Source organism: Sphingobium sp. B12D2B, from assembly GCF_025961775.1.
Classification (GTDB): Bacteria; Pseudomonadota; Alphaproteobacteria; order Sphingomonadales; family Sphingomonadaceae; genus Sphingobium.
Window position 1 is genome coordinate 3,088,733 of the sequence record NZ_JAOQOH010000001.1, and the last position, 20,227, is coordinate 3,108,959.

The 20,227-nt window shown below is 66.2% G+C and carries 22 protein-coding genes; 7 read left to right on the forward strand and 15 right to left on the reverse strand.

The annotated features are described in order from the left end of the window. Window positions 1–387: 387 nt before the first annotated feature. Both M2335_RS14600 and xseA read right to left on the reverse strand, forming a co-directional pair. Window positions 388–1,299 carry a M23 family metallopeptidase gene (locus tag M2335_RS14600; RefSeq protein ID WP_264595138.1) on the reverse strand — a complete coding sequence of 304 codons (912 nt, stop codon included), beginning with the start codon at window positions 1,297–1,299 and terminating at the stop codon, window positions 388–390. 45 nt (window positions 1,300–1,344) lie between these two features. Then, on the reverse strand, window positions 1,345–2,859 hold the full coding sequence (xseA, locus tag M2335_RS14605; RefSeq protein WP_264595139.1) for an exodeoxyribonuclease VII large subunit: 1,515 nt from the start codon (window positions 2,857–2,859) through the stop codon (window positions 1,345–1,347). Here xseA and purD point away from each other — a divergent pair. Both purD and M2335_RS14615 read left to right on the forward strand, forming a co-directional pair. Then, entirely contained in the window at window positions 2,858–4,141 is a 1,284-nt protein-coding gene (gene purD / locus M2335_RS14610) for a phosphoribosylamine--glycine ligase (protein ID WP_264595140.1), read from the forward strand. The genes xseA and purD overlap by 2 nt on opposite strands. A gap of 95 nt (window positions 4,142–4,236) precedes the next feature. Beyond that, the gene (locus tag M2335_RS14615) at window positions 4,237–4,854 is read left to right on the forward strand and encodes a glutathione S-transferase family protein (protein WP_264595141.1); all 618 of its coding nucleotides are present in this window, start codon (window positions 4,237–4,239) and stop codon (window positions 4,852–4,854) included. A gap of 23 nt (window positions 4,855–4,877) precedes the next feature. On the opposite strand, the gene M2335_RS14620 is transcribed toward M2335_RS14615, so the two are convergent. Then, window positions 4,878–6,173: a hemolysin family protein gene (locus M2335_RS14620; RefSeq protein ID WP_181558676.1), complete on the reverse strand. Its 1,296-nt coding sequence runs from the start codon at window positions 6,171–6,173 to the stop codon at window positions 4,878–4,880. 189 nt (window positions 6,174–6,362) lie between these two features. Here M2335_RS14620 and M2335_RS14625 point away from each other — a divergent pair, with 189 nt between their 5' ends. Then, window positions 6,363–7,037 carry an OmpA family protein gene (locus M2335_RS14625; protein WP_181558675.1) on the forward strand — a complete coding sequence of 225 codons (675 nt, stop codon included), beginning with the start codon at window positions 6,363–6,365 and terminating at the stop codon, window positions 7,035–7,037. Window positions 7,038–7,091: 54 nt separating this feature from the next. On the opposite strand, the gene M2335_RS14630 is transcribed toward M2335_RS14625, so the two are convergent. From M2335_RS14630 to M2335_RS14660, 7 genes are all read right to left on the reverse strand, one after another. Next, window positions 7,092–7,712, reverse strand: a complete 621-nt coding sequence (locus tag M2335_RS14630; RefSeq protein WP_181558674.1) for a MarC family protein — start codon at window positions 7,710–7,712, stop codon at window positions 7,092–7,094. Further along, on the reverse strand, window positions 7,709–8,422 hold the full coding sequence (locus M2335_RS14635; protein ID WP_264595142.1) for a hypothetical protein: 714 nt from the start codon (window positions 8,420–8,422) through the stop codon (window positions 7,709–7,711). Before M2335_RS14635 ends, M2335_RS14630 begins: the two co-directional genes overlap by 4 nt. Beyond that, on the reverse strand, window positions 8,419–9,315 hold the full coding sequence (gene folD, locus M2335_RS14640; protein ID WP_264595143.1) for a bifunctional methylenetetrahydrofolate dehydrogenase/methenyltetrahydrofolate cyclohydrolase FolD: 897 nt from the start codon (window positions 9,313–9,315) through the stop codon (window positions 8,419–8,421). Before folD ends, M2335_RS14635 begins: the two co-directional genes overlap by 4 nt. Continuing rightward, complete coding sequence (locus M2335_RS14645; protein WP_264571987.1) at window positions 9,312–9,635, reverse strand: DUF167 domain-containing protein; 324 nt, start codon at window positions 9,633–9,635, stop codon at window positions 9,312–9,314. The genes folD and M2335_RS14645 overlap by 4 nt, the downstream gene beginning before the upstream one ends. Window positions 9,636–9,648: 13 nt before the next feature. Further along, window positions 9,649–9,942 carry a YggT family protein gene (locus tag M2335_RS14650; protein WP_181558670.1) on the reverse strand — a complete coding sequence of 98 codons (294 nt, stop codon included), beginning with the start codon at window positions 9,940–9,942 and terminating at the stop codon, window positions 9,649–9,651. 110 nt (window positions 9,943–10,052) lie between these two features. Further along, window positions 10,053–10,967: an acetylglutamate kinase gene (argB, locus tag M2335_RS14655; protein ID WP_181558669.1), complete on the reverse strand. Its 915-nt coding sequence runs from the start codon at window positions 10,965–10,967 to the stop codon at window positions 10,053–10,055. 151 nt (window positions 10,968–11,118) lie between these two features. Next, window positions 11,119–11,802, reverse strand: a complete 684-nt coding sequence (locus tag M2335_RS14660) for a queuosine precursor transporter (RefSeq protein WP_264595144.1) — start codon at window positions 11,800–11,802, stop codon at window positions 11,119–11,121. A 182-nt stretch (window positions 11,803–11,984) separates the two neighbouring features. Between M2335_RS14660 and M2335_RS14665 the strand changes: the two genes are divergently transcribed. Both M2335_RS14665 and M2335_RS14670 read left to right on the forward strand, forming a co-directional pair. After that, a complete protein-coding gene (locus M2335_RS14665) occupies window positions 11,985–13,217 on the forward strand; it encodes a NupC/NupG family nucleoside CNT transporter (RefSeq protein ID WP_181558667.1) in 1,233 nt (410 codons plus the stop codon). A 22-nt stretch (window positions 13,218–13,239) separates the two neighbouring features. Then, window positions 13,240–13,908 (forward strand): glutathione S-transferase family protein, encoded by a 669-nt coding sequence (locus tag M2335_RS14670; protein WP_264595145.1) that lies wholly within the window; start codon window positions 13,240–13,242, stop codon window positions 13,906–13,908. Window positions 13,909–14,096: 188 nt separating this feature from the next. Here M2335_RS14670 and M2335_RS14675 read toward each other — a convergent pair whose 3' ends face one another. Next, a complete protein-coding gene (locus M2335_RS14675) occupies window positions 14,097–14,561 on the reverse strand; it encodes a cupin domain-containing protein (protein ID WP_264586538.1) in 465 nt (154 codons plus the stop codon). Window positions 14,562–14,680: 119 nt separating this feature from the next. Here M2335_RS14675 and dapE point away from each other — a divergent pair, with 119 nt between their 5' ends. Then, window positions 14,681–15,835: a succinyl-diaminopimelate desuccinylase gene (dapE, locus tag M2335_RS14680; RefSeq protein ID WP_264595428.1), complete on the forward strand. Its 1,155-nt coding sequence runs from the start codon at window positions 14,681–14,683 to the stop codon at window positions 15,833–15,835. Window positions 15,836–15,968: 133 nt separating this feature from the next. Here dapE and M2335_RS14685 read toward each other — a convergent pair whose 3' ends face one another. The 4 genes from M2335_RS14685 to M2335_RS14700 all read right to left on the reverse strand — a co-directional run bounded on the left by M2335_RS14685 (window position 15,969) and on the right by M2335_RS14700 (window position 19,328). Beyond that, the gene (locus tag M2335_RS14685) at window positions 15,969–16,607 is read right to left on the reverse strand and encodes a PEPxxWA-CTERM sorting domain-containing protein (protein WP_264571982.1); all 639 of its coding nucleotides are present in this window, start codon (window positions 16,605–16,607) and stop codon (window positions 15,969–15,971) included. Between the two features lie 205 nt (window positions 16,608–16,812). Continuing rightward, window positions 16,813–17,376 carry a Smr/MutS family protein gene (locus M2335_RS14690; protein ID WP_264595146.1) on the reverse strand — a complete coding sequence of 188 codons (564 nt, stop codon included), beginning with the start codon at window positions 17,374–17,376 and terminating at the stop codon, window positions 16,813–16,815. 2 nt (window positions 17,377–17,378) lie between these two features. Further along, complete coding sequence (locus M2335_RS14695; protein WP_264595429.1) at window positions 17,379–18,578, reverse strand: murein transglycosylase A; 1,200 nt, start codon at window positions 18,576–18,578, stop codon at window positions 17,379–17,381. 99 nt (window positions 18,579–18,677) lie between these two features. After that, window positions 18,678–19,328, reverse strand: a complete 651-nt coding sequence (locus M2335_RS14700; protein WP_264595147.1) for a Tim44/TimA family putative adaptor protein — start codon at window positions 19,326–19,328, stop codon at window positions 18,678–18,680. 355 nt (window positions 19,329–19,683) lie between these two features. Between M2335_RS14700 and secB the strand changes: the two genes are divergently transcribed. Beyond that, entirely contained in the window at window positions 19,684–20,175 is a 492-nt protein-coding gene (gene secB / locus M2335_RS14705; protein WP_181558661.1) for a protein-export chaperone SecB, read from the forward strand. Window positions 20,176–20,227: the final 52 nt, after the last annotated feature.

A 20,227-nucleotide genomic window follows, 5' to 3' on the forward strand; every position in this document is an offset into this window, starting at 1 on the left:
TTAAAGGTGTAAAGCGCAGGTGCAGCATGAAGGGGCTATTTTCCCGTACATGTCACATTCATGCAACAAAATCGCCGATCCGGGTGCCTCCGCGCCCTGCGGTCCGCTGTAACAATATTAGCGGCGATCTACACAGCACGACACAAATCGTCCCGAACCGCAGTTTTCCTAGAAACTATTTGTTAATCTTCTCACACCGCCGTTCGAATGAACATGGAATTCGTGGCGAAATCGGAGCGACTCATGGGCCAGCTTGCCGTAGCGTCCGATGCTCAAAGGGGGCATTTTCAGACCGCCGCACCCGCCACTGTGGCCTTGGCACATCGTGCTGCAATGCAGCAAATGAGACCGACAGCCGGACGCTACGGCATCCAGCCTGATTGTCGATCAGCGAGCCGCTTGGCCCTGTACCAGCGGTAACGGATCAATCCGCGCATCGTTCCACTTCATGCTCCAGTGCAGATGCGGACCTGTCACGCGGCCCGTCGCGCCGATCTCGCCGAGCGGCTGGCCCTGGCGCACCAGATCGCCTTCCTTCACCAGCAGCCGATCGCTGTGCAGGAAGGCGCTGTTGAGGCCCATGCCGTGATCGATGATGAGCAGCTTGCCTTCCAGCGTGAACGGCTCTTCGCTGGCGAGCACGACAACGCCGTCCGCCGGCGCGACATAGACCGTGCCCTGCCCCCCGGCGAGATCGAGCCCGCTATGATAGCTGCCGGGCGTGCCCCGATAGATGCGCTGCGAGCCGAACACGCCGGAAATGCGCGCCTTCACCGGCCAGATGAATGTCTGCCGCCAGCCATTGCTTAGTTGCGGATCACCCCGGGCGGCAACGATGCGCGCCAGTTCGCCCGCCCGCCGTTGCTGGAACTCCTCGCTGGTGGCGCTGCCGGTGATCGAGGCATTGACGTTCTGGATCTTCCAGTCGCCGCGCGCGATGGTCAGCACGCGCCGTTGCTTGCGCCCATCGCGCCCGGTCGCTTCCAGCGTCATGTTCGCGGGGGCATCGCGGTCCAGCCCGATGATGAAGTTCCCCTCGGCGTCCACGGCCACCGGCACGCCATCGAGCGTGAGGCCGAGCGTGCCGACGGGGACGAGGCCGCGCAGCAGTGCCCCTTGCCGGGGGGTACCGCGAACCTGCAACGTGGCCGGCCCTTGCGGTAGCGCAAGATCGGGCACGTCCTCGATGGGCAGCGCGCTGGCTTCCGGCGGCGGTGCCTGGACCGTCGCACAGCCGGCCAATGCGGCGAGCAGACCTCCCGCCAGAACAGAACGAGAGCGGAAGCGGAAACCTGTCATGCCGCACTCATGGCCGCGCGGCTGGCGCGATGCAAGGGCGCGCCGTCAGTCGAACAGGTCGGTCTGCCGCGCTGGCGTAGCGGAAGGGGCCGCCTTGCGCACCGGCCGGGGCGCGGGCGGTGGCGGCGCGGAGGACGGGAAGGCCGGCGCCGGAGAGTCGCCACCCGCCGCATCGGGCTGCGTCAGTGCGGTCACCTCATCCTGCTCGAACTTGAGCGTCACCCGCCCCGCCGCGCGCGCCTCCTCGGCGGAGCGCACCAGCCGGCCTTGCGCCATCACGCGGGCGAAGCCACGCTTGAGCGGCGCATCGGGATTGAGCGACTGCGCCAGCCGCCACAGCCCATCCAGCTGCCGCCGCGCGTCGCCCAGCCGGCGCTCGAGCACCAGCGGGGAGAGCCGGACGTTGGCAAGCTTCTGCCGTTCCCGCGCGAGGTGGCTCTGCAGCAATGAGGGTCGCAATGCGCCGGATGCGTCCGCCAGCTCGTGGCGCGCCCGGCTCACCCGGTGGGAAAGGCCCCGCCGCAGCCGGTCGCTGAGATCGTCCGCCCGCTGGCGGGCCTGGGCCAGCAGCACGTCCGGGCGCGGGAGGAGCCGCCGCTGTGCTTCCAATCGCTCGCGGTTGCGGTCCAGACCGCGCGCCACGCAGCGCTGCATCCGGGCGCGCAGCTCAGCGACCTGCACGGCGAGGTCGGCACGGACCGGCACGGCCATCTCCGCAGCAGCGGTGGGCGTCGGCGCGCGGAGATCGGCAGCGAAATCGCACAAGGTCGTGTCCGTTTCATGCCCCACGGCGGAAATGACGGGAATCGGTGACTCCGCAACCGCACGCACCACGACTTCCTCGTTGAACGACCACAGATCCTCGATGGAGCCGCCACCGCGCGCCACGATCAGCACGTCGGGGCGCGGAATCGGGCCATTCGCCGGTAACGCGCCAAAGCCGCGCACCGCCGCTGCCACCTGTGCCGCCGCGCCCTCCCCCTGCACCAGCACGGGCCAGAGCAATACGCGGCTCGGAAAGCGATCGGCAAGCCGGTGGAGAATGTCGCGAATCACTGCGCCGGTGGGCGAGGTCACCACGCCGATCACATCGGGCAGCATCGGGATCGGCCGGCGCTTGACGGGATCGAACAGCCCTTCGGCGGACAAGCGTGCCTTGAGCTTCTCGAAGAGCTGCATCAGTGCGCCCTCGCCGGCCAGCTCCATGCTCTCGATGACGATCTGATATTTGGAGCGTCCGGGATAAGTCGTGACCTTGCCGGTGACGATCACATCCAGTCCATCTTCGGGCCGGAAGGCGAGCCGGCCCGCCGTGCCTTTCCACATCACCCCGTCGATCACCGCCGCATCGTCCTTGAGGCAGCAATAGACATGGCCGGAGGCGGCCCGCTTGAAGCCCGAAATCTCGCCGCGCAGGCGCACGAAGCCGAAGCGGTCCTCCACCGTGCGCTTGAGCTGGGCGGACAGTTCGGAAATGCTGAGCGCGGTCAGATTGTCCCCCGCGCGCTCCTGCGCTAACAGGCGGCCGGACGCATCCTCACTGACGGAAAAATCGCTCATGAATATCCTTTTGCTCGGCGGTGGCGGGCGCGAACATGCCCTCGCCTGGAAGCTGGCGCAATCGCCGCTCTGCACCGGCCTGTTCGCCGCACCGGGCAATCCCGGCATAGCCGAGGCGGCGCGCCTGGTCGATATCGACCTTGCCGATCATGCCGCCGTGATCGATTTTTGCCGCGCTAACAACGTCGGTCTGGTGGTCGTCGGCCCGGAAGCGCCGCTGGTGGACGGGATTGCCGACAGCCTGCGCGCCGTGGACATCCCGGTGTTCGGGCCGAGCGCCGCTGCCGCCCAGCTTGAAGGCTCCAAGGGCTTCACCAAGGATCTCTGCCGCGATGCCGCCATTCCCACGGCCGGCTATGTCCGCTGCACCAGTGCTGAGGTGGCGCTGGCGGCGCTGAGCGATTTCAGCCTGCCGGTGGTGGTGAAGGCCGATGGGCTCGCCGCCGGCAAGGGCGTCATCATCGCGCAGACGCGCGAAGAGGCCGAAGAGGCGATCCGCGACATGTTCGGCGGCAGCTTCGGCGCATCGGGCGCGGAAGTGGTGCTGGAAGAATTTATGGAGGGCGAGGAAGCCAGCTTCTTCGCCCTCACCGATGGCACGCATGTCGTCGCCTTCGGCTCGGCGCAAGATCACAAGCGCGTGGGTGAAGGCGACACCGGCCCCAATACCGGCGGCATGGGCGCCTATAGTCCGGCCTCGGTGCTCACGCCTGCCCTGCAGGATGCCGTGATGGATCAGATCATCCGCCCGACGGTGACGACGCTCGCCGCGCGCGGCACGCCTTATTCGGGCGTGCTATTCGCCGGGCTGATGCTCACCACGGACGGCCCCAAGCTCATCGAATATAATTGCCGCTTTGGCGACCCGGAATGCCAGGTGCTGATGATGCGGCTGACCAGCGATCTGGTTTCGCTGCTGCTCTCCGTCGCGCAAGGGACGCTCGACGAGGCCAGCGGCCCCAGCTTCGCGCCCGACCCGGCGCTCACCGTGGTGCTGGCCGCGAAGGGCTATCCCGGCACGCCCGAGAAAGGCGCGCCCATCGCGCTTCCGATGGCGCCCGATGGTGCCAAGATCTTCCACGCCGGCACGACGCTCAAGGACGGGCAGCTCGTGGCCAGCGGCGGCCGCGTGCTGAACGTCACCGCGCGGGGGGCAACGGTCACGCAGGCGCGCGACGCAGCTTATGCGCTGGTCGATCAGGTCGATTTCCCCGGCGGCTTCTGCCGGCGCGACCTCGGCTGGCGGGAAATCGCGCGGGAAGGCGGCAGCGCGGCGGACTGATCGCCTGACCCATAGACCACGGCCCCTTGCCTTGACTCCGCCCCTTGCCATCAGGGACAAGGGCGCGGGGGATCAATCATTGCAAGGGCACGCCCATGATCGTCCACCATCTCAACAATTCCCGCTCGCAGCGCATCCTGTGGATGCTGGAGGAGTTGGGCCTGCCCTATGAATTGCGCCGCTATGAGCGCGATCCCGAAACCATGTTCGCGCCCGCCGCGCTCAAGGCGGTGCATCCGCTCGGCAAGTCTCCGGTGCTGGAAGATGAAGGCCGCACGCTGATCGAGAGCGGCGCGATCGTCGAATATCTGGTCGAGAAATCCGGCCAGTTCGGGCCGCCCGATGACGCTGACGGAAGGCTTCAATACCGCATGTTCCTGCATTATGCGGAAGGCTCGATGATGCCGCCGCTGCTGCTCAAGCTCGTGCTCGCCCGCATTCCGTTGGTCGGCAAGGTCGCCGTCAAGCGCATCCAGCCGATGATCGACGTCCATCTCGATTATGTCGAAGCCGAGCTGAGCCGGCGTCCGTGGTTTGCCGGCAACCAGATCAGTGGGGCCGATGTGATGATGAGCTTTCCGCTTGAGGCCGCGCGCAGCCGGGGTGGGCTGGACGAGAGCCGTCCCGCGACAATCGCCTGGCTGGACCGGGTGCAGTCACGGCCCGCCTATCAGCGCGCGCTGGAGACGGGCGGGCCTTATGCCTATGCCTGACCAAACCGGCGCAGGCGCACGGATCAATCTTCCGCGCTGACCAGCAGCTTGTCGATCTTGCGCCCGTCCATATCGACGATCTCGAACCGCCAGCCCTGCTCGCTGAAATGCTCGCCCTCTTCGGGCAGGTGGCGCAGCACGGCCAGCGCAAAGCCGGCAACGGTCGCGTAGTCGCGGTCTTCGGAGAGATCGAGGTCGATGCGCTCGGCCAGCGCGTCGATGGCCATCTGGCCGGAGACGAGCAGGCTGCCATCCTCCCGCTCCGTGACCATCGGCTGGGTGTACAGATCGCTGTCGGACGCGAACTCGCCAGCGATGGCGGACATGAGGTCTGCCGGCGTCACAATGCCTTCGAAATGGCCATATTCGTCATGCACCATCACCATGGGGGCGTCGGCCTCCCGCAGGCGGTTGAGGGCGTCCATGGCATCCACCTGATCGGGCACGATGGAGACGGGGCGCATGAGCACCCGCAAGTCGAGCGCCTCACCCCGGAACAGCGCCGCCATCACGTCACGCGCCTGCACGACGCCGATAATGTCCTCCACGCTGCCCTGCGCCACCGGCAGGCGGGTGTGCGGGGTCGCGAGCAGCTTCTCGCGCAATTGCTCGGCGCTGGCATCGGCATCCAGCCAGTCGACATCGCGGCGCGGCGTCATCACTTCGCGCACCGGCCGGTCGGCCAGTCGCACCACGCCGGAAATGATCGCGCGCTCGCTTTCCTCGATCACGCCATGCCGGCTCGCTTCCGCCACGATAAGCTGCAGTTCCTCCGCCGTCACATGGTCCGAGCCTTCACGCTTGAGGCGCATCAGCTTGAAGATGACCTCGCTGGACTGATCCAGCACCCAGACGATCGGTGCGGCAACCCGCGCGAGCATGATCATCAGGGGCGCGACGACGCAGGCCAGCGGCTCGGGATTGCGCAGCGCAAGCTGCTTGGGCACCAGCTCGCCGATGATCAGCGAGACATAGGTCGTCGCGACGATCGCAACGCCAAAACCGGTGTTCTGGGCCAGATTGGCGGACATGCCGAGATAGGCGAAGATCGCGCCCAGCGGGCCGCCGAGCTTATCGCCCGAATAGGCACCGGCGAGAATGCCGATGAGCGTGATGCCGATCTGGACGGTAGACAGGAAGCGACCCGGCTCAGCGCTGAGGCCCAGCGCCGCCCGTGCCCCATGCTTGCCATTGCGGGTCATGGCCTCCAGCCGTGGCCGGCGTGCCGAGACAATGGCCAGTTCCGACATGGCAAAGACGCCGTTGAGCGCAATCAGCGCGAGGACGATGGCGGCATCGAGCCAGGGAAAAGGCGGCATGGTCTCTTCTAAAGGGGGTTGTTGGCTGAAAGCTTAGCGGCTTTCGCTACGGAAAGCCACTTGCAACATTGCCGGGCAACATCGCAGGCCGGCAAGAGTTCCCTCGTTCAGGAACTAATCAGGTTCCCGCGCCGTTAATGGCTGGGTTCCCGCGTAACAGCGTGGGAGGCCAGACTTGAGGAGATAATCATGAGCCTTCGCAGCCATTCCCCCTTCGCCCTTGCCGGCACCGCTTTGGCGGCGCTGGCCCTCTCCGGCTGTGTGACCGATCCCGAAACCGGCAATCGGACCATTTCGAAGGCCGCTATCGGCGGCGTCGGCGGCGCGCTCGGCGGCTATCTGCTCGGCGACATTTTGGGCGGCCGCAACGACCGCACGGAGAAGATCGTCGGCGCGGGCATTGGTGCCGTGGCCGGCGCGGGCGTCGGCGCTTATATGGATGCGCAGGAGAGGAAGCTGCGCCAGCAGACCGCCGGCACCGGCGTCGATGTCGTCCGTCAGGGCGATGAATTGCTGCTCCGCATGCCCTCCGGCATCACCTTCGCGACCGACCAGGCCACGGTGCAGCCGCAGGCGCAGTCCACGCTGGATCAGGTGGCCTCGACCCTTGCGGAATATCCCAAGACGATGATCGACGTGCTGGGTCACACCGATTCCGACGGCAGCGAGGCTTACAACCAGGCGCTGTCTGAGCGTCGCGCGCAGGCCGTTGCCAATTATCTCGGGCGTCGCGGCGTCGATCCGATCCGCATGGCGACGATGGGCTATGGCGAGACGCGCCCGGTCGCCAGTAACGAAACCGCTGACGGCAAGGCGCAGAACCGCCGCGTGGAAATCAAGATCGTGCCCGCCGTCGCGAGCTGAACTGCATGATGGGAAGGGTCGGGGAGCGTGTCTCTCCGGCCCTTCCCTCTCAAATCAGAGAATGCTCTGGCGCAATCCGTCGATCACGAACTGCACCGCAAGCGCCGCGAGAATCACACCCAGCAAACGGGTAATGACCGCCTCCACCTGACCACCGAACACCCGCATGATCGGGCCGACCGCCAGGAGCGCTGCCAGCATCAGCAGCAGATTGGCCGCGAGCGCGAAGAGCACGATCGCCGTCTCCTGCGGACCCGTCGCCCGCGCCATTAAGAGCATGATCGTCGCGATCGATCCCGGCCCGGCAATCATCGGCATCGCCATCGGGAAGATGGCGACATCCTCGATTTCCGGCGTTTCCTTGATCTTCTGCGCACGGTCTTCGCGCCGCCGCGTCCGCGTCTCGAACACCATGTCCATGGCGATGAAGAACAGCATGATGCCACCCGCGATGCGGAATGCCTCCAGCGTGATGCCGAGGGTGCGCAGGAACGCCTCCCCCGCCAGCGCGAAGGCGAGCAGGATACAGGCCGCCACGATCACCGCCCGCACCGCCATGCTGCGACGCTGGGCGCCGCTCGCGCCAATGGTGAGGCTGCTGAAGATCGGCGCCGTGCCCGGCGGGTCGATGACGACGAACAGCGTGATGAACGCCGCGAGGAACAGCTCCATCATCGCGGGCCCTCCGCCACCGTCTCCTGAATGGCCCGCTCCTCACCGGCACCGCGACGCAGGAAGACCTCCAGCGTCCGCGCATCGCCGCTCACCGTCCATGTCCAGCGCAGCGACCCGTCCTCGGACTGCGCCGACCCGCTGGCCGGCGGCGGGTCCGGCAGGCGCACAATGTCGCGGTCGCGATCGCGCCGCTCCGGCCGCTCACCCCGTCGCGCGCAATCGGCAACGGAGGCCTTGATCATGCCGTCCGCCTCGCCGCTCCATGGCGTGTCGCTGGTGGCCGTCATCACCCATTTATAATCACCCTTGCGCTGCTGCCGCCAAAGGGTGACGAACCGCGCCGCTTGTCCGTTTACGCGCTCCAGCGACCCGGTCGCGGCGGCATAGCTGCCATCGCAGGCGATGAAGATCTGCTGCGGGTTCCAGCGCACCGGCCGGGCGGGGTCCGTCTGCTGCTTAAGCCAGGCTTGGGCATTGAGCGGGCCGGGCGCGAAGATCACGGCGTCCTTGTCGGCCAGCTTGCGCAGCGCCGTCCATTGCCCCTCCTCGCGCGCCTGGCGGGCCATGCCCAGTTCGGCAGCGACGATGGCGCTGGGATTGGCCGTGCCGACGCCGACGCTCGGCATCATCTGGCGCTGACTGTGCGCAGGACCAGCCGCCACGCCCAAGGAGAGCGTGGCGAGCAAGGCAAAGGCAGCGCGGCGGATCAAAGGCCCTTGGGTGCGGGCAGACCCGCGCGAACGTGCGCGGCGACCAAAGTGTTCCGCAACAGCACCGCGATGGTCATCGGACCGACGCCACCCGGCACGGGCGTGATCGCCGCGACGTGGTTGATCGCCTCGGCGGTGGCGACGTCACCGACGATCTTGCTCTTGCCGTCCTCATCGCCCTTCACGCGATTGATGCCCACGTCGATGACCACGGCGCCCGGCTTGATCCAGCTGCCCTTGACCATTTCCGGTCGGCCGACCGCCGCGACCACGATGTCCGCGCGGTGGACCACACCGGCCACATCATGCGTGCGGCTGTGCGCCACCGTCACGGTGCAGCTTTCCGCCAGCAGCAGCTGCATCATCGGCTTGCCGACGATGTTCGAGCGACCGATGACGACCGCTTCCTTGCCGGAGAGGTCGCCCAGCTCGTCCTTGAGCAGCATCAGGCAGCCAAGCGGCGTGCAGGGCACCAGAGCGGTGGGATCGCCCACCGCCAGCTTGCCGGCATTGACGACATGGAAGCCATCGACATCCTTGGCGGGATCGATGGTGGCGATCACCGCCTTGTCATCGAGATGGGCAGGCAGCGGCAGCTGGACGAGAATGCCGTCCACGCTGTCGTCCGCATTCAGCTCTTCGACCAGCTCGATCAGCTCTTCCTGGCTGATCGTGGCGGGGCGCTTGAACTCAAGGCTGTTCATGCCGATTTCGACCGTCGCCTTGCCCTTGGAGCGGACATAGACGCTGCTCGCCGGGTCTTCACCGACCAGCACCACCGCGAGGCCCGGCTTGCGCCCGGTCTTCTCCACGAAACCGGGGACTGCCTCGGCCATCCGCCCGCGCAGCTTCGCCGCGAATGCCTTGCCGTCGATTTCCTTGCCCAAACTCATGTCGCGCTTCGCTCCTTCTCAGCGATCTCTCTCAAAGACTGTTCCGTGTGCGGATCAGCACCCGCAATGCGCAGGCGCTTTAGCCGGTTGGTATCCCCTGTCTCCAGCAAAATCGACGATCCGGGCACGCGCAGATGTCGGGCGAGCAGCGTCAGCAGGGCAGCATTGGCCTTGCCTTTGTCCGGCGGCGCGGTGACGCTGGCCTGCAGCCAGCGTTGGCCGGCGGCATCCGTGAACGTTCCGCCAAGGCGAGCACGCGCAGCCTTCGGCGTCAGGCGAATCGCCAGCAGCAGGTCTGCGCCGTCACGACGAAGCGGCACGGCGCACGTCCGCTCAGAGCAGCAAGCTTGCCAGCGCGGTCAGGCCCGGCCCCTGCAGGATGATGATGATGATGAGCACGACCATCGGCGAGAGATCTAGCGCGCCCAAATCCGGCATGATCCGGCGGATGGGCCGATAGAGCGGCTCGGTCAGCCGGTCGAGCGCGACCCAGATGCTGCGCACGATATCATTGCTGGTGTTGATCACGTTGAACGCGATCAGCCAGCTCAAGATGGCCTGAACGATGATGATCCACCAGGCGACATTCAGCAGGATCGCCAAGGTCTGGATAAGGGCAACGGCCATGGTTCGTCCTGTGGTGGAAAGTTGAGACAAGTCTAGCCCAGCGGGCCTAGCGGCTGCAAGTTGCTTGAGGGCGGTGATTTTCTACCGCCATAGCCCCCGCGCGCCGCGCGTTACAGATGCACCAACGTGCCGGCGCCCTGGCGGGTGAACACCTCCAGCAGCATGACATGCGGAATGCGCCCATCCAGAATGACCGCCGCTTCCACGCCGCCCTCGACAGCCTTCACGCAGGTTTCCACCTTGGGAATCATGCCGCCGGAAATCGTGCCATCCTCGACCAGACCGCCGATCTTCGCCGGGGTCAGATCGCTCAGCAGATCCTTGTCCTTGTTCAGCACGCCCGCCACGTCGGTGAGCAGGAAGAAGCGCTTGGCGCCGAGTTCAGCGGCGATTGCGCCCGCCATGGTATCGGCATTCACATTATAGGTATGCCCGTCGGCGCCAATGCCGACCGGCGCGACCACCGGAATAATGCCGTCGCGCGAGAGGCTGTCCAGAATGCGCCGGTCCACCTTCACGGGGTCGCCGACAAAGCCGAGATCGACATTGCGCTCGATGCCGCTGTTCGGGTCAGGCTCGCGCTTGCCGCCGACCTTCTCGCACAGCACCAGGCCGCCATCCTTGCCGGAAATGCCGACCGCGCGGCCACCCGCCTGGGCGATCCAGCCGACGATCTCCTTGTTGATCGATCCGGCGAGGACCATTTCGGCGATCTTCGCGGTTTCCTCGTCGGTCACGCGCAGGCCGTTCACGAACTTGCTCTCGACGCCCAGTTTCTTGAGCATCGCGCCGATCTGCGGCCCGCCGCCATGGACGACCACAACATTGATGCCGACCATCTTCATCAGCACGACATCCTCGGCGAAATCGCGCGCGGCCTCCGGATCGCCCATGGCATGGCCGCCATATTTCACGACGAACGTCTCGCCGGCATAACGCTGCATGTAGGGCAGCGCCTCGGTAAGGGTCTCGGCCTTGGCCAGCAGGGCGGGATCGGGTGCGTGATCGGTCATGCGCGGGCGCATAAGGCTTTGCGGCCCGCGCTGCAAGAAAGGAGGGGGTGTGGCATCCCTTACCTCCCTGTTCGCCCTGAGCCTGTCGAAAGGCCGTGCTACTTCTTTCCCTCTATCAAGAAGAAGAGCGAGGCTTCGACAAGCTCAGCCCGAGCGGATTACATTACCGGTCGAGCCGGCGCCCCAATGCCACGAACGCATAGATGACCGGTGGCACAAGCAGCGCCGAGAGCAGAACCTTGGCGAGCATCTGCCCCACCAGCAGCGCTCCGATGGGGAAGACGCCGTAAAAGGCGATGGTGACGAACAGCAGCGTATCGACGATCTGCGAGAGCACGCTCGCCGTGCCGGCGCGCAGCCAGAGCAGCCGGCTCCCCGCCTGCCCCTTGAGCGCAGCGAAGATGGTGACATTGAGGATCTGCGAAATACCGTAAGCGACGATACCGCCCGCCCAGATGCGTGGCGTTCCGGACATGATCATGGCGAAGGCCGCCTGCCGCTCCGGCGCCATTTCGTGCGCGGCCGGCAGGGCCAGCACGACCACCGAGAGCAGGATCGAAACGATCAGCGGGATGAAGCCCAGTAGCACCAGCCGGTTGGCGACGGCCCGGCCATGCAGTTCCGCCACTGCGCTCGAGACGACGACCAGTAGGAGGAAAGCGAAGATGCCGGCTTCCACCGCCAAGTCCCCCAAGCCGAGCGCCGAGCCGATGGCGCCGAGCGGCCCGAGCGAAACCTGTTTGTTGCCGAGAACACCGGCGATGCAGACCATGCCACCATAGAAGACGGACAGGACGAACAGCGAGCGGGCGATGGGTGCGGACGGGGCCTGAGCGGGTGCGGTCATCCCCGTCGCTTAATGACTTTGCAGCGAGGCGGGAAGAGACCCTGTGCGCGACATGCCACGCGCCGCCGTGCAACGACACCCGCCGCCGCGCAGCCGATTGCCGCGCTGCAGCGCGCCTGTATAAGCGATTCGCGCTGATGGCCCTTTGGCGGGCCATGCGAACAGGGGACAGCCGCCACTCCATGCCCATCCTCATCGGCCTCGTTGGCATCGTCGCGATTCTTGCCATCGCCGTGCTGCTCTCCGGCAACCGGCGCGCCATCCGCCTGCGCGTCGTCGCCGCCGCCTTCGCCTTGCAAGCCGGCATCGCCCTGCTGGTTCTCTACGTACCCGCCGGCAAGGCCGCCATCGCCGCCATGTCGCATGGCGTCGGCAATCTGCTCGGCTATGCGCAGGCCGGCACGAACTTCATCTTCGGGCCGCTCGCCCGGCCGGAGGTCGGCGGCACCAGCTTTGCCATCGCCGCGCTGCCCGTCATCATCTTCTTCGCGAGCCTCGTCTCGATCCTCTATTATCTTGGCATCATGCAGTTCGTCATCCGCTGGGTCGGCGGCGCCATCCAGAAGGTGACGGGCATCTCCCGGGTGGAGAGCCTGTGCTGCGCAGCCAACGTGTTCGTCGGCCAGAGCGAAAGCCCGCTGGTCATCCGCCCCTATCTCGCCAGCCTCACACCGGCTCAGCTGTTCACCGTGATGACGAGCGGCATGGCCGGCGTCGCCGGCACGATCCTCGCCGCTTATGCCTCGATGGGCATCCAGATCGACTATCTGCTCGCCGCCGCCTTCATGGCCGCGCCGGGCGGCATCTTGATGGCCAAGATCATCATGCCGGATAATCCCGACGATGCCGAGATCGAGCCGGTCATCCTGCCCGATGCCACCCATGAGGAGGAGAAGCCCGCCAATCTCATCATGGCGGCCGCGCAAGGCGCGCAGACCGGCGTGAAGCTGGCCGTCGCGGTCGGCGCGATGGTGCTTGCCTTCGTGGCGCTGGTCGCGCTGGCCAATGGCCTGCTCGGCGGGGTCGGCAACTGGTTCGGCTATCCCGATCTCAGCTTCCAGATGCTGATCGGCAAGCTGTTCGCGCCGGTGATGCTGCTGCTCAACATTCCGTGGAACGAGGCGCAGGTCGCGGGCGGCCTGTTCGGCACCAAGGTCGTGCTCAACGAGTTCGTCGCCTTCATCGAGCTGGGGCAGGTGCAGGCCACGCTATCGCCCGCCACGGTGGCGATCACCACCTTCGCGCTGTGCGGCTTTGCCAATTTCTCGTCCATTGCCATCCAGATGGCGGTGACCGGCAGCCTGGCGCCTAATCAGCGGCCGATGATCGCCCGGCTCGGCATCAAGGCGCTGATCGCCGGCAGCCTCGCCAATCTGATGAGCGCGGCGCTGGCCGGGCTGATGCTGAGTCTCTGATCGAGCAAGGGGAGATGTGCGGATGCTGAAGCTCATCATCGGCAACAAAGTCTACTCGAGCTGGTCGCTGCGCGGCTGGCTGGCGGCAAAGCAATCCGGCCTGCCCTTCGAGACGGTGCTGGTCCCGCTCTACGATGAGGCGTGGGAAGCCCGCAAGGCGCAGAGCGATCTCGCAGTCTCCAATGGCAAGGTGCCGACGCTGTGGGATGGCGACATCGCCGTGTGGGATAGTCTTGCCATCATCGACTATCTCGATGCGCTCTCCGGCGGGACCCGCTTTTGGCCGCACGACAAGGGAGCGATGGCGCTTGCCCGCTCGATGGCGGCGGAAATGCATTCCGGTTACCAGCCGCTGCGCCAGACCTGCGGCATGAACACCCGTCACATCCTCCCCCCGCGCGATGTCGGCCCCGATGTCGCCGCCAATGTGGCCCGCATCGTGGACGTGTGGGAACAGGCCCGCACCCGGTTCGGGGCAGAGGGCGAATTTCTCTTCGGCCCCTTCGGCGCCGTGGACATCATGTTCGCGCCGGTCGTCTCGCGCTTCGTCACCTATTCCATCGCCGTGCCGCCTGCAGCGCGTGCCTATATGGACACAATCCTCGCCCACCCGTGGATGCGCGAATGGCTGGACGATGCCGCGCGGGAAAGCTGGGTCATTCCGCGGCTGGAGCCAGCGGGCGGGGTTTAAGACCCACCACCTTGCCGTTCGTGTCGAGCGAAGTCGAGACACTACGCACTGCACTCACGTGTCTCGACTTCGCTCGACACGAACGGGAGGCTTGTGGAGTAAACTGATGCATGAGCCTGCAAGCGTGCCTGAGAACCAAAGCTCCTGGGAAGGCAGGAGCCGAGGGCGCCGCAGTCCGCATCCCGATATCAAGGCAATCGCTCAGTCCCATAAGGCGCGCCATCGCGATGCTGATAGCCGCCGGCCGTGAAGATCATGTCGATATCGGAATAGCGCCCGCCAGCATCGCGATCTCCCGCGCTCAGGCAGATGAAGGTGCAATTCGTATCGCTGCGATTGACGAGATGGTGGCCATTGGCGACGCCCGCGGCCCAGGCCACGCAATCGCCGGGGTGCAGGATGGTCTCGCCTTCGTCCTCGATCAGCACCGCCTGCCCGGACAGCATGATCAGGAACTCATCCTCGCCGAGATGCCAGTGCCGCTGCGAGGACCAGGCGCCCGGCTCCAGCACGACATGGCTGGCGCCGAGATGCGTCAGGCCGGCATGGCGCCCCAGCCGCCGGTGCCAGCGCCCGGCCACAGGCTCGTTGAACGGCGGCGGATAGCCCGTGCTGTTGCTCTGCTCCACCTGCTCGATCTCGATCTTCGGCATGTCGGCTCCCCCTGTCTTGCACGCCTCCTCGCTACCGCAGGGGGCCCATCACCGCCAGAGGGAGCGCAGGGCGCGGACCTCGCTTCCCTTGGCGCGCAAGCTTGGCTAACGCAGGCGCCATGTGCAACGCCCCGTCCCTCACCGATCCTGTCGCGCTTGCCGAAGCGCTGATTGCCTGCCCGTCCGTCACACCGGCGACCGGCGCGGTGTTCGATGTGCTGGAAGCGGTGCTTACCCCGCTCGGCTTCACCGTCGAGCGCTTCATCGATGGCGAGCCGCCGCACGGGCCGGTGGAAAATCTATTGGCGGTCCGCCGGACGGGCGATGGCCCGCATGTCGCCTTTGCCGGCCATCTGGACGTGGTGCCCCCGGGCGAAGGATGGACAAGCGACGCCTTCCAGCCCGAGCGGCGCGGCGAGTTGCTCTACGGGCGCGGCGCTGTGGACATGAAGAGTTCCATCGCGGTGTTCGTCGCGGCGATCGCGCGTGCCGACGCCGAGGGCGCCCCGCTGCCCGGCACGATCAGCCTGCTCATCACCGGCGATGAGGAGGGCGACGCCGTCCACGGCACCCGCGCGCTGATGCGCCATATGGCCGAGCGCGGCGTGAGGCCCGATGTCTGCCTCGTCGGCGAGCCGACCTCGGTCCAGCGCCTCGGCGACATGGTCAAGATCGGCCGGCGTGGCTCGGTGAACATGTGGATCAGCGTCGAGGGCGTGCAGGGCCATGTCGCCTATCCGCATCTGGCGAAGAACCCGATTTCCCCGCTGGTGCGGATTTTGTCCGCGATCGAGGCGATCGAACTGGATCAGGGCACCGACTGGTTCCAGCCGAGCAATATCGAAATTACCGACCTGCATGTCGGCAATCCGGCAACCAATGTCATTCCCGCAAAGGCCACGGCCCGCATCTCGATCCGCTTCAACGATCTGCATCGCGGCGAGGATCTCGTTGCCCGAATCCGCACCTTGGTGGAGGCCGAAGGCGGCACGCTGCGCGCCATGATCAGCGGCGAGTCGTTCCTCACCCAGCCGGGTCCTTTTTCCAGCCTGATCAGCGAGGCGATCGCCGCCGAGACCGGCCTCACACCGGAACTGTCCACCAGCGGCGGCACCTCGGATGCCCGGTTCCTCTCCGCGCTTTGCCCGGTCGTGGAGTTCGGTCTGCTGAATGCGACGATGCACAAGCTGGATGAGGCGGTGTCGCTGGCCGACATCGAAAGCCTCACGCGCATCTACAAGCGGATCCTGAGCGCAGCCCCAACGCTCGGTTGACCCGGCGGCTCTAGGGCGAACCGCTCAGGCAACCTTGCGCCTCACCTGCTAAACCGCCGATCCCAAAACCAAAAGAAAACGCCGCCGGTCTCCCAACCGACGGCGTTTCCCAAATCTGTCGACTGATTGAAAATCAGGCGAAGGTGACGCTCGTGGCGCCAGCGCGGCGACGCATCACGCCACCGACCAGGCCGAGGCCGGCGATCATCATCGCCCAGGTGGCGGGCTCCGGAACCGGAACGGTCGCGAGATTGTCGATCTCGAACGAGTTGCGGCTCGATTCCAGCGTCAGGCCAACGATCTTCTCGTTACCCTCAGCGAAGATCTGGAACAGGCCATTGGTGTTCGCCAGGATCTGGTTGCCGTCGGCGTCATTGGTGAAGTTGCCGCCCGGCGTGATGACGAAGCTGGAGCCACCGTCCAGCAGAACGGTCAGCGTGTTGTAGGCGTCGATCGAACCCCAGTCGAACTCCACCGCGCTGGCAGCGCCGAAGTTGATCGTCGCGGAACCGTTGGCGAGAACCGACAGATAGGAAGACGAACCGAAGGTCGCATAGGCCGGCGGCGCGCCGGTCGAGTTGGACGGCGGCGTGTTGATCTGGAAGTTCGAGCCGGTGATGCCAGCCGTCGTGTCGAACTGGTTGATCACATTGTAGCCTGCCGTCGGTGCGGACGTGCCGGGGAAGTACAGGAAGGTCACGGCCTGCGCCGGGGTAACCGCGGCAAGGCCGAGGGCGATCGCAGACGCCTTGGCAAAGAGGTTCATGTTCATGTTCAACTCCCACATAAGAGGGGCAATTGTTAATCGATTCTTAACCCTCCGTCCAATGGGATTTCGCAGAAACGCGGTAAATTTCTGTCTCATTTCGGAGCGCGAATATGAACAGATGCAAATGGCGGTTTCCTGCGAGCCAGCGCGCGACATGCCGGTGCGGACACCCTCGTGCGCATGGCTATCCCCGGCCACGCGGCGCTGCCTAATTGCTGCGGCGCAAAATCACGTAGAGCGCGCCATCCCCGCCATGGCGCGGGTGGGCCTGGCGCACACTGGCAATGCGGTGGGCATGTATACTCCTCGCCAGCCAATCACCGATTTCCGCGCGAATCGCGCCGCGTCGCCGGGTCTCTCCTGGTGCGGGGGCGGGCCGCGGCTTGCCGGTCACCACCAGCAGCACCCGCCAGCCCTGCGCGAGGGCATCGCCGATGGCCCGCTCCAGCCGGATATGCGCTGCTGCCAGATTGAGGCCGTGCAGATCGATGGCATGATCGGGAATAATCCGCCCGGAACGAATGCGCTTCTCCCAGCTGCCGTCCAGCACGGGCACGGCGACGGGCGCCGGAGGGGATGGCGGCGGCGCCACGGGACGACTCGGTGGAATTCGGCCCTTCACCGGCTTGGGGGCGTCCAGCGCCGCAGCAAAAGCCGCTGCCGAGACCGGCTCCACCGGTGGAAGCGGACGGACCCGCCGCAGGGGTGTCACCGTACGGGTCAGCTTGCCCCAGAGCGCGCGCTCATCGGGCGTGAGAACCCGCCGGGCCACGCTCAGCGGCCAGCGGTCAGGCGGGCATAGGTGCCGCTCGGCAGCAGCAGCAGCGCGCTCCCCCGGGCCGACATGCCGCCGGCGATGCCGCGGGCACGCTCACCGGCTCCCCAGAAGGTATCGAAGCGGTTGCTGCCCTTGATGGCCCCACCGGTATCCTGTGCGATCCAGAGCCCGTTGGGCTCGGCCCTATCGAGCGACAGCAGCACCGGCGCGCCCAGCGGCACGAAGGTCGGATCGGCCGCGACGCTCACTTCCGCCGTCACCGGCACGCCCAGCGCACCCAGCGGCCCCGGGCCGGTCAATTCCTGAAAGAAGACGTAGCTTTTATTCTCGTTCATGATCGACTGGCCCTGCGCCGGATTGGCGCGCAGCCAGCTCATGATGTCCTGCATCGAGCCGATCTGGATCAGCCCCCGGTCCCGCATCAGCCTGCCGATGCCGGTATAATCGCGCCCATTCTGCCCGGCATAGCCGATGCGCATGATCCCGCCATCGGGCAGGCGCAGCCGCCCGCTACCCTGCACCTCGAGGAAGAAGAGCTCGACCGGATCGACGGCATAGGCCAGTTCCAGACCACGCCCGTCCAGCACGCCTGCGGTGATTGCCGCCCGGTCATCATAAGGCACAAAGCTGGAGCCCTGCACCTTACCCCTGATGCGCCGACCCTTGAGGCTCTCGCTGAACAGGCCGAGATCGACCTCGATCAGATCGTCCGGCTTGCGATAGATCGGCGTCTCACAGCCCGCGGCGCGCGTGCGGCAGCCGGCGATTTCCGGCTCATAATAGCCGGTCGCGAATGCCTTGCCGTCACCGACCTGCACGGTTTCGAAATAGCGCCGGAAGAATTCCCGCGCGTTTGCCTCGCTCCAGCTTGCTGCGGCCGCGCAGGCCGTCTGCCAGTCGGCATTGCCGGTGAGGCCGCTCTGGTCGCGCCTACGCAGCAGCGAGGGGCAGGAGAGGCGGAAGGCTCGCAAGGCTTGCCCCATCCGCTCGGATGCAGCCGGCAGGACCGTGTCGATCGCTGGCCCCGGCGTCAGGCCGGCGGCCACGGCGGGCGCCAGTTCAGCCTGATCGGGCGCAGGGGTAGGCGCAGGGGCCGGGGTAAGCGGCGGACGAGGTGTTGCCGGTTGCGGCGGCGTGGCGGGCGAAGAAGGCCGGGAGGGGACGGGTCGCTGACCAGGCCCACCCGGCGGGATCATGCTGCCGCACGCCGCCAGAGCCAGCGCGCTTGCCAGAGCGGAAAGCTGCTTGAAACGGGTCTGAAAGCGAGCCGGCACGGCGATCCGCCTGCGCGCCGCTCAGCCTTCGTCCGTCTCCACCAGTTCCCAATTGGGATCGCGGCTGGAGAGATTGCGGCTGAACGTCCAGGTTTCCGCCGTGGAGATGGCATCGTCCAGCGATCCGGCCACAACATTGCCGTCCCGGTCGCGCGTGACAGCGGACAGATCGGCTTCGAAGTGGATCGCGATGAACGCGGTGCCGCTTTCGACGCGCGCAGCGTCGATCCGCGCGTCCTCGATGCGGACGAGCTTGTTGTCCATGGTCAGCCCATCGGCCTCGCGCTGGTCGATGGCGGCGCTGAACGCGTCATACACATCGTCCGCGCAATAGGTGCGCAGCGTCTCGCGGTCGCCCTTCCAATAGGCTTCGAGGATCATGCCATAGGCCGCCTTCGCGCCGCCCAGAAACTGCGCGACATCGAAGTTGCGGTCGGTCGCGATGATCGCGCGCAGGCCGGGCTGGGCCGGCACTGCCACCGCATTGTCGGCCGCGCGCTGCGCGGGCGTGCGATTGTCGACCTGCCCGGAGGACGGCATGGGCGCGGCCGGACGATCGTCGGCCGGCGTGGGAAGCTGCCGCTGCTCATGACCCGTGCGCTTGCCGAGCACAGAGTAAAGCCGCAACGCCAGCAGTGCGAAGATCATGGCCAGCACGACGATGACGGTCACGAGGTCAACACCCTTCCTTCAAAACATAACCCGCAAGACATAGGCACGTTCGCGCGAAACTTCAAACGGACAACGCGCCAGATCGCCGGAACGATACCGACATTCGGTAAAAAAGCCCCCAACGCAGCCGCCCGGCCTCCTCACCCCGATTTTCGTCGGCCACGCGAGCGTTCCGCGCACCCGGGAAGCGCCACCCCCATTGCCCCCGCCTTGCGTGCCTGCTAAGCGGCGCGCCCATGGACAAGGAGCGCGGTTTCGCCCGGCATGCTCGGTGTCCGGCGACTTTCCAGCTTCTAGGTCGCGGCGGTCCTGCGCCGGCGGCATGGCAGCGCCCATCGAGGAACAGGATTCACGCATGACCGACACGACCGACACCGTCGCCAATGGCGCCGACACCCAGCCCCAGATCGGGTTGATCGCGCAATATGTGAAGGATCTCTCGTTCGAGAACCCGAACGCGCCGGCCGTCTACCAGTGGCAGGAGCAGCCGCAGATCGACATCAACTTCAACATCAGCAACAACCAGATTGCCGATGACGTGTACGAAGTCGCGCTGAAGGTGAGCGCCAAGGCCGTGGCCGAGCAGGGCACCGCCTTTGCGGTCGAACTGGTGTTCGCCGGTCTCTTCGGCATCCGCAACGTGCCCGAGGACCAGATGCGCCCGTTTCTCTATGCCGAGGCGCCGCGCCTGCTCTTCCCCTTCGCCCGCCGCGTGCTGGCCGATGCGGTGCAGGATGGCGGTTTCCCGCCGCTCATGCTCGATCCCATCGATTTCGGCGCCCTTTACGTCCAGCAGCAGGCCCAGATCGAGGCCGCTGCGCAGGGCGAGCCCGCCGGCCACGCCTGATCATCCGCCAGTCCGGCATAGAGGAAGGGTCATGCCCATGCGCCTTGCCTTT

Bases quoted from the DNA above. Each gene is read 5' to 3' on its own strand.
- M2335_RS14600 (WP_264595138.1), bottom strand. From the start codon at position 1,299: ATGACAGGTTTCCGCTTCCGCTCTCGTTCTGTTCTGGCGGGAGGTCTG.
- purD (WP_264595140.1), top strand. From the start codon at position 2,858: ATGAATATCCTTTTGCTCGGCGGTGGCGGGCGCGAACATGCCCTCGCC.
- xseA (WP_264595139.1), bottom strand. From the start codon at position 2,859: ATGAGCGATTTTTCCGTCAGTGAGGATGCGTCCGGCCGCCTGTTAGCG.
- M2335_RS14615 (WP_264595141.1), top strand. From the start codon at position 4,237: ATGATCGTCCACCATCTCAACAATTCCCGCTCGCAGCGCATCCTGTGG.
- M2335_RS14620 (WP_181558676.1), bottom strand. From the start codon at position 6,173: ATGCCGCCTTTTCCCTGGCTCGATGCCGCCATCGTCCTCGCGCTGATT.
- M2335_RS14625 (WP_181558675.1), top strand. From the start codon at position 6,363: ATGAGCCTTCGCAGCCATTCCCCCTTCGCCCTTGCCGGCACCGCTTTG.
- M2335_RS14630 (WP_181558674.1), bottom strand. From the start codon at position 7,712: ATGATGGAGCTGTTCCTCGCGGCGTTCATCACGCTGTTCGTCGTCATC.
- folD (WP_264595143.1), bottom strand. From the start codon at position 9,315: ATGAGTTTGGGCAAGGAAATCGACGGCAAGGCATTCGCGGCGAAGCTG.
- M2335_RS14650 (WP_181558670.1), bottom strand. From the start codon at position 9,942: ATGGCCGTTGCCCTTATCCAGACCTTGGCGATCCTGCTGAATGTCGCC.
- argB (WP_181558669.1), bottom strand. From the start codon at position 10,967: ATGCGCCCGCGCATGACCGATCACGCACCCGATCCCGCCCTGCTGGCC.
- M2335_RS14660 (WP_264595144.1), bottom strand. From the start codon at position 11,802: ATGACCGCACCCGCTCAGGCCCCGTCCGCACCCATCGCCCGCTCGCTG.
- M2335_RS14665 (WP_181558667.1), top strand. From the start codon at position 11,985: ATGCCCATCCTCATCGGCCTCGTTGGCATCGTCGCGATTCTTGCCATC.
- M2335_RS14670 (WP_264595145.1), top strand. From the start codon at position 13,240: ATGCTGAAGCTCATCATCGGCAACAAAGTCTACTCGAGCTGGTCGCTG.
- M2335_RS14675 (WP_264586538.1), bottom strand. From the start codon at position 14,561: ATGCCGAAGATCGAGATCGAGCAGGTGGAGCAGAGCAACAGCACGGGC.
- dapE (WP_264595428.1), top strand. From the start codon at position 14,681: ATGTGCAACGCCCCGTCCCTCACCGATCCTGTCGCGCTTGCCGAAGCG.
- M2335_RS14685 (WP_264571982.1), bottom strand. From the start codon at position 16,607: ATGAACATGAACCTCTTTGCCAAGGCGTCTGCGATCGCCCTCGGCCTT.
- M2335_RS14695 (WP_264595429.1), bottom strand. From the start codon at position 18,578: ATGATCCCGCCGGGTGGGCCTGGTCAGCGACCCGTCCCCTCCCGGCCT.
- secB (WP_181558661.1), top strand. From the start codon at position 19,684: ATGACCGACACGACCGACACCGTCGCCAATGGCGCCGACACCCAGCCC.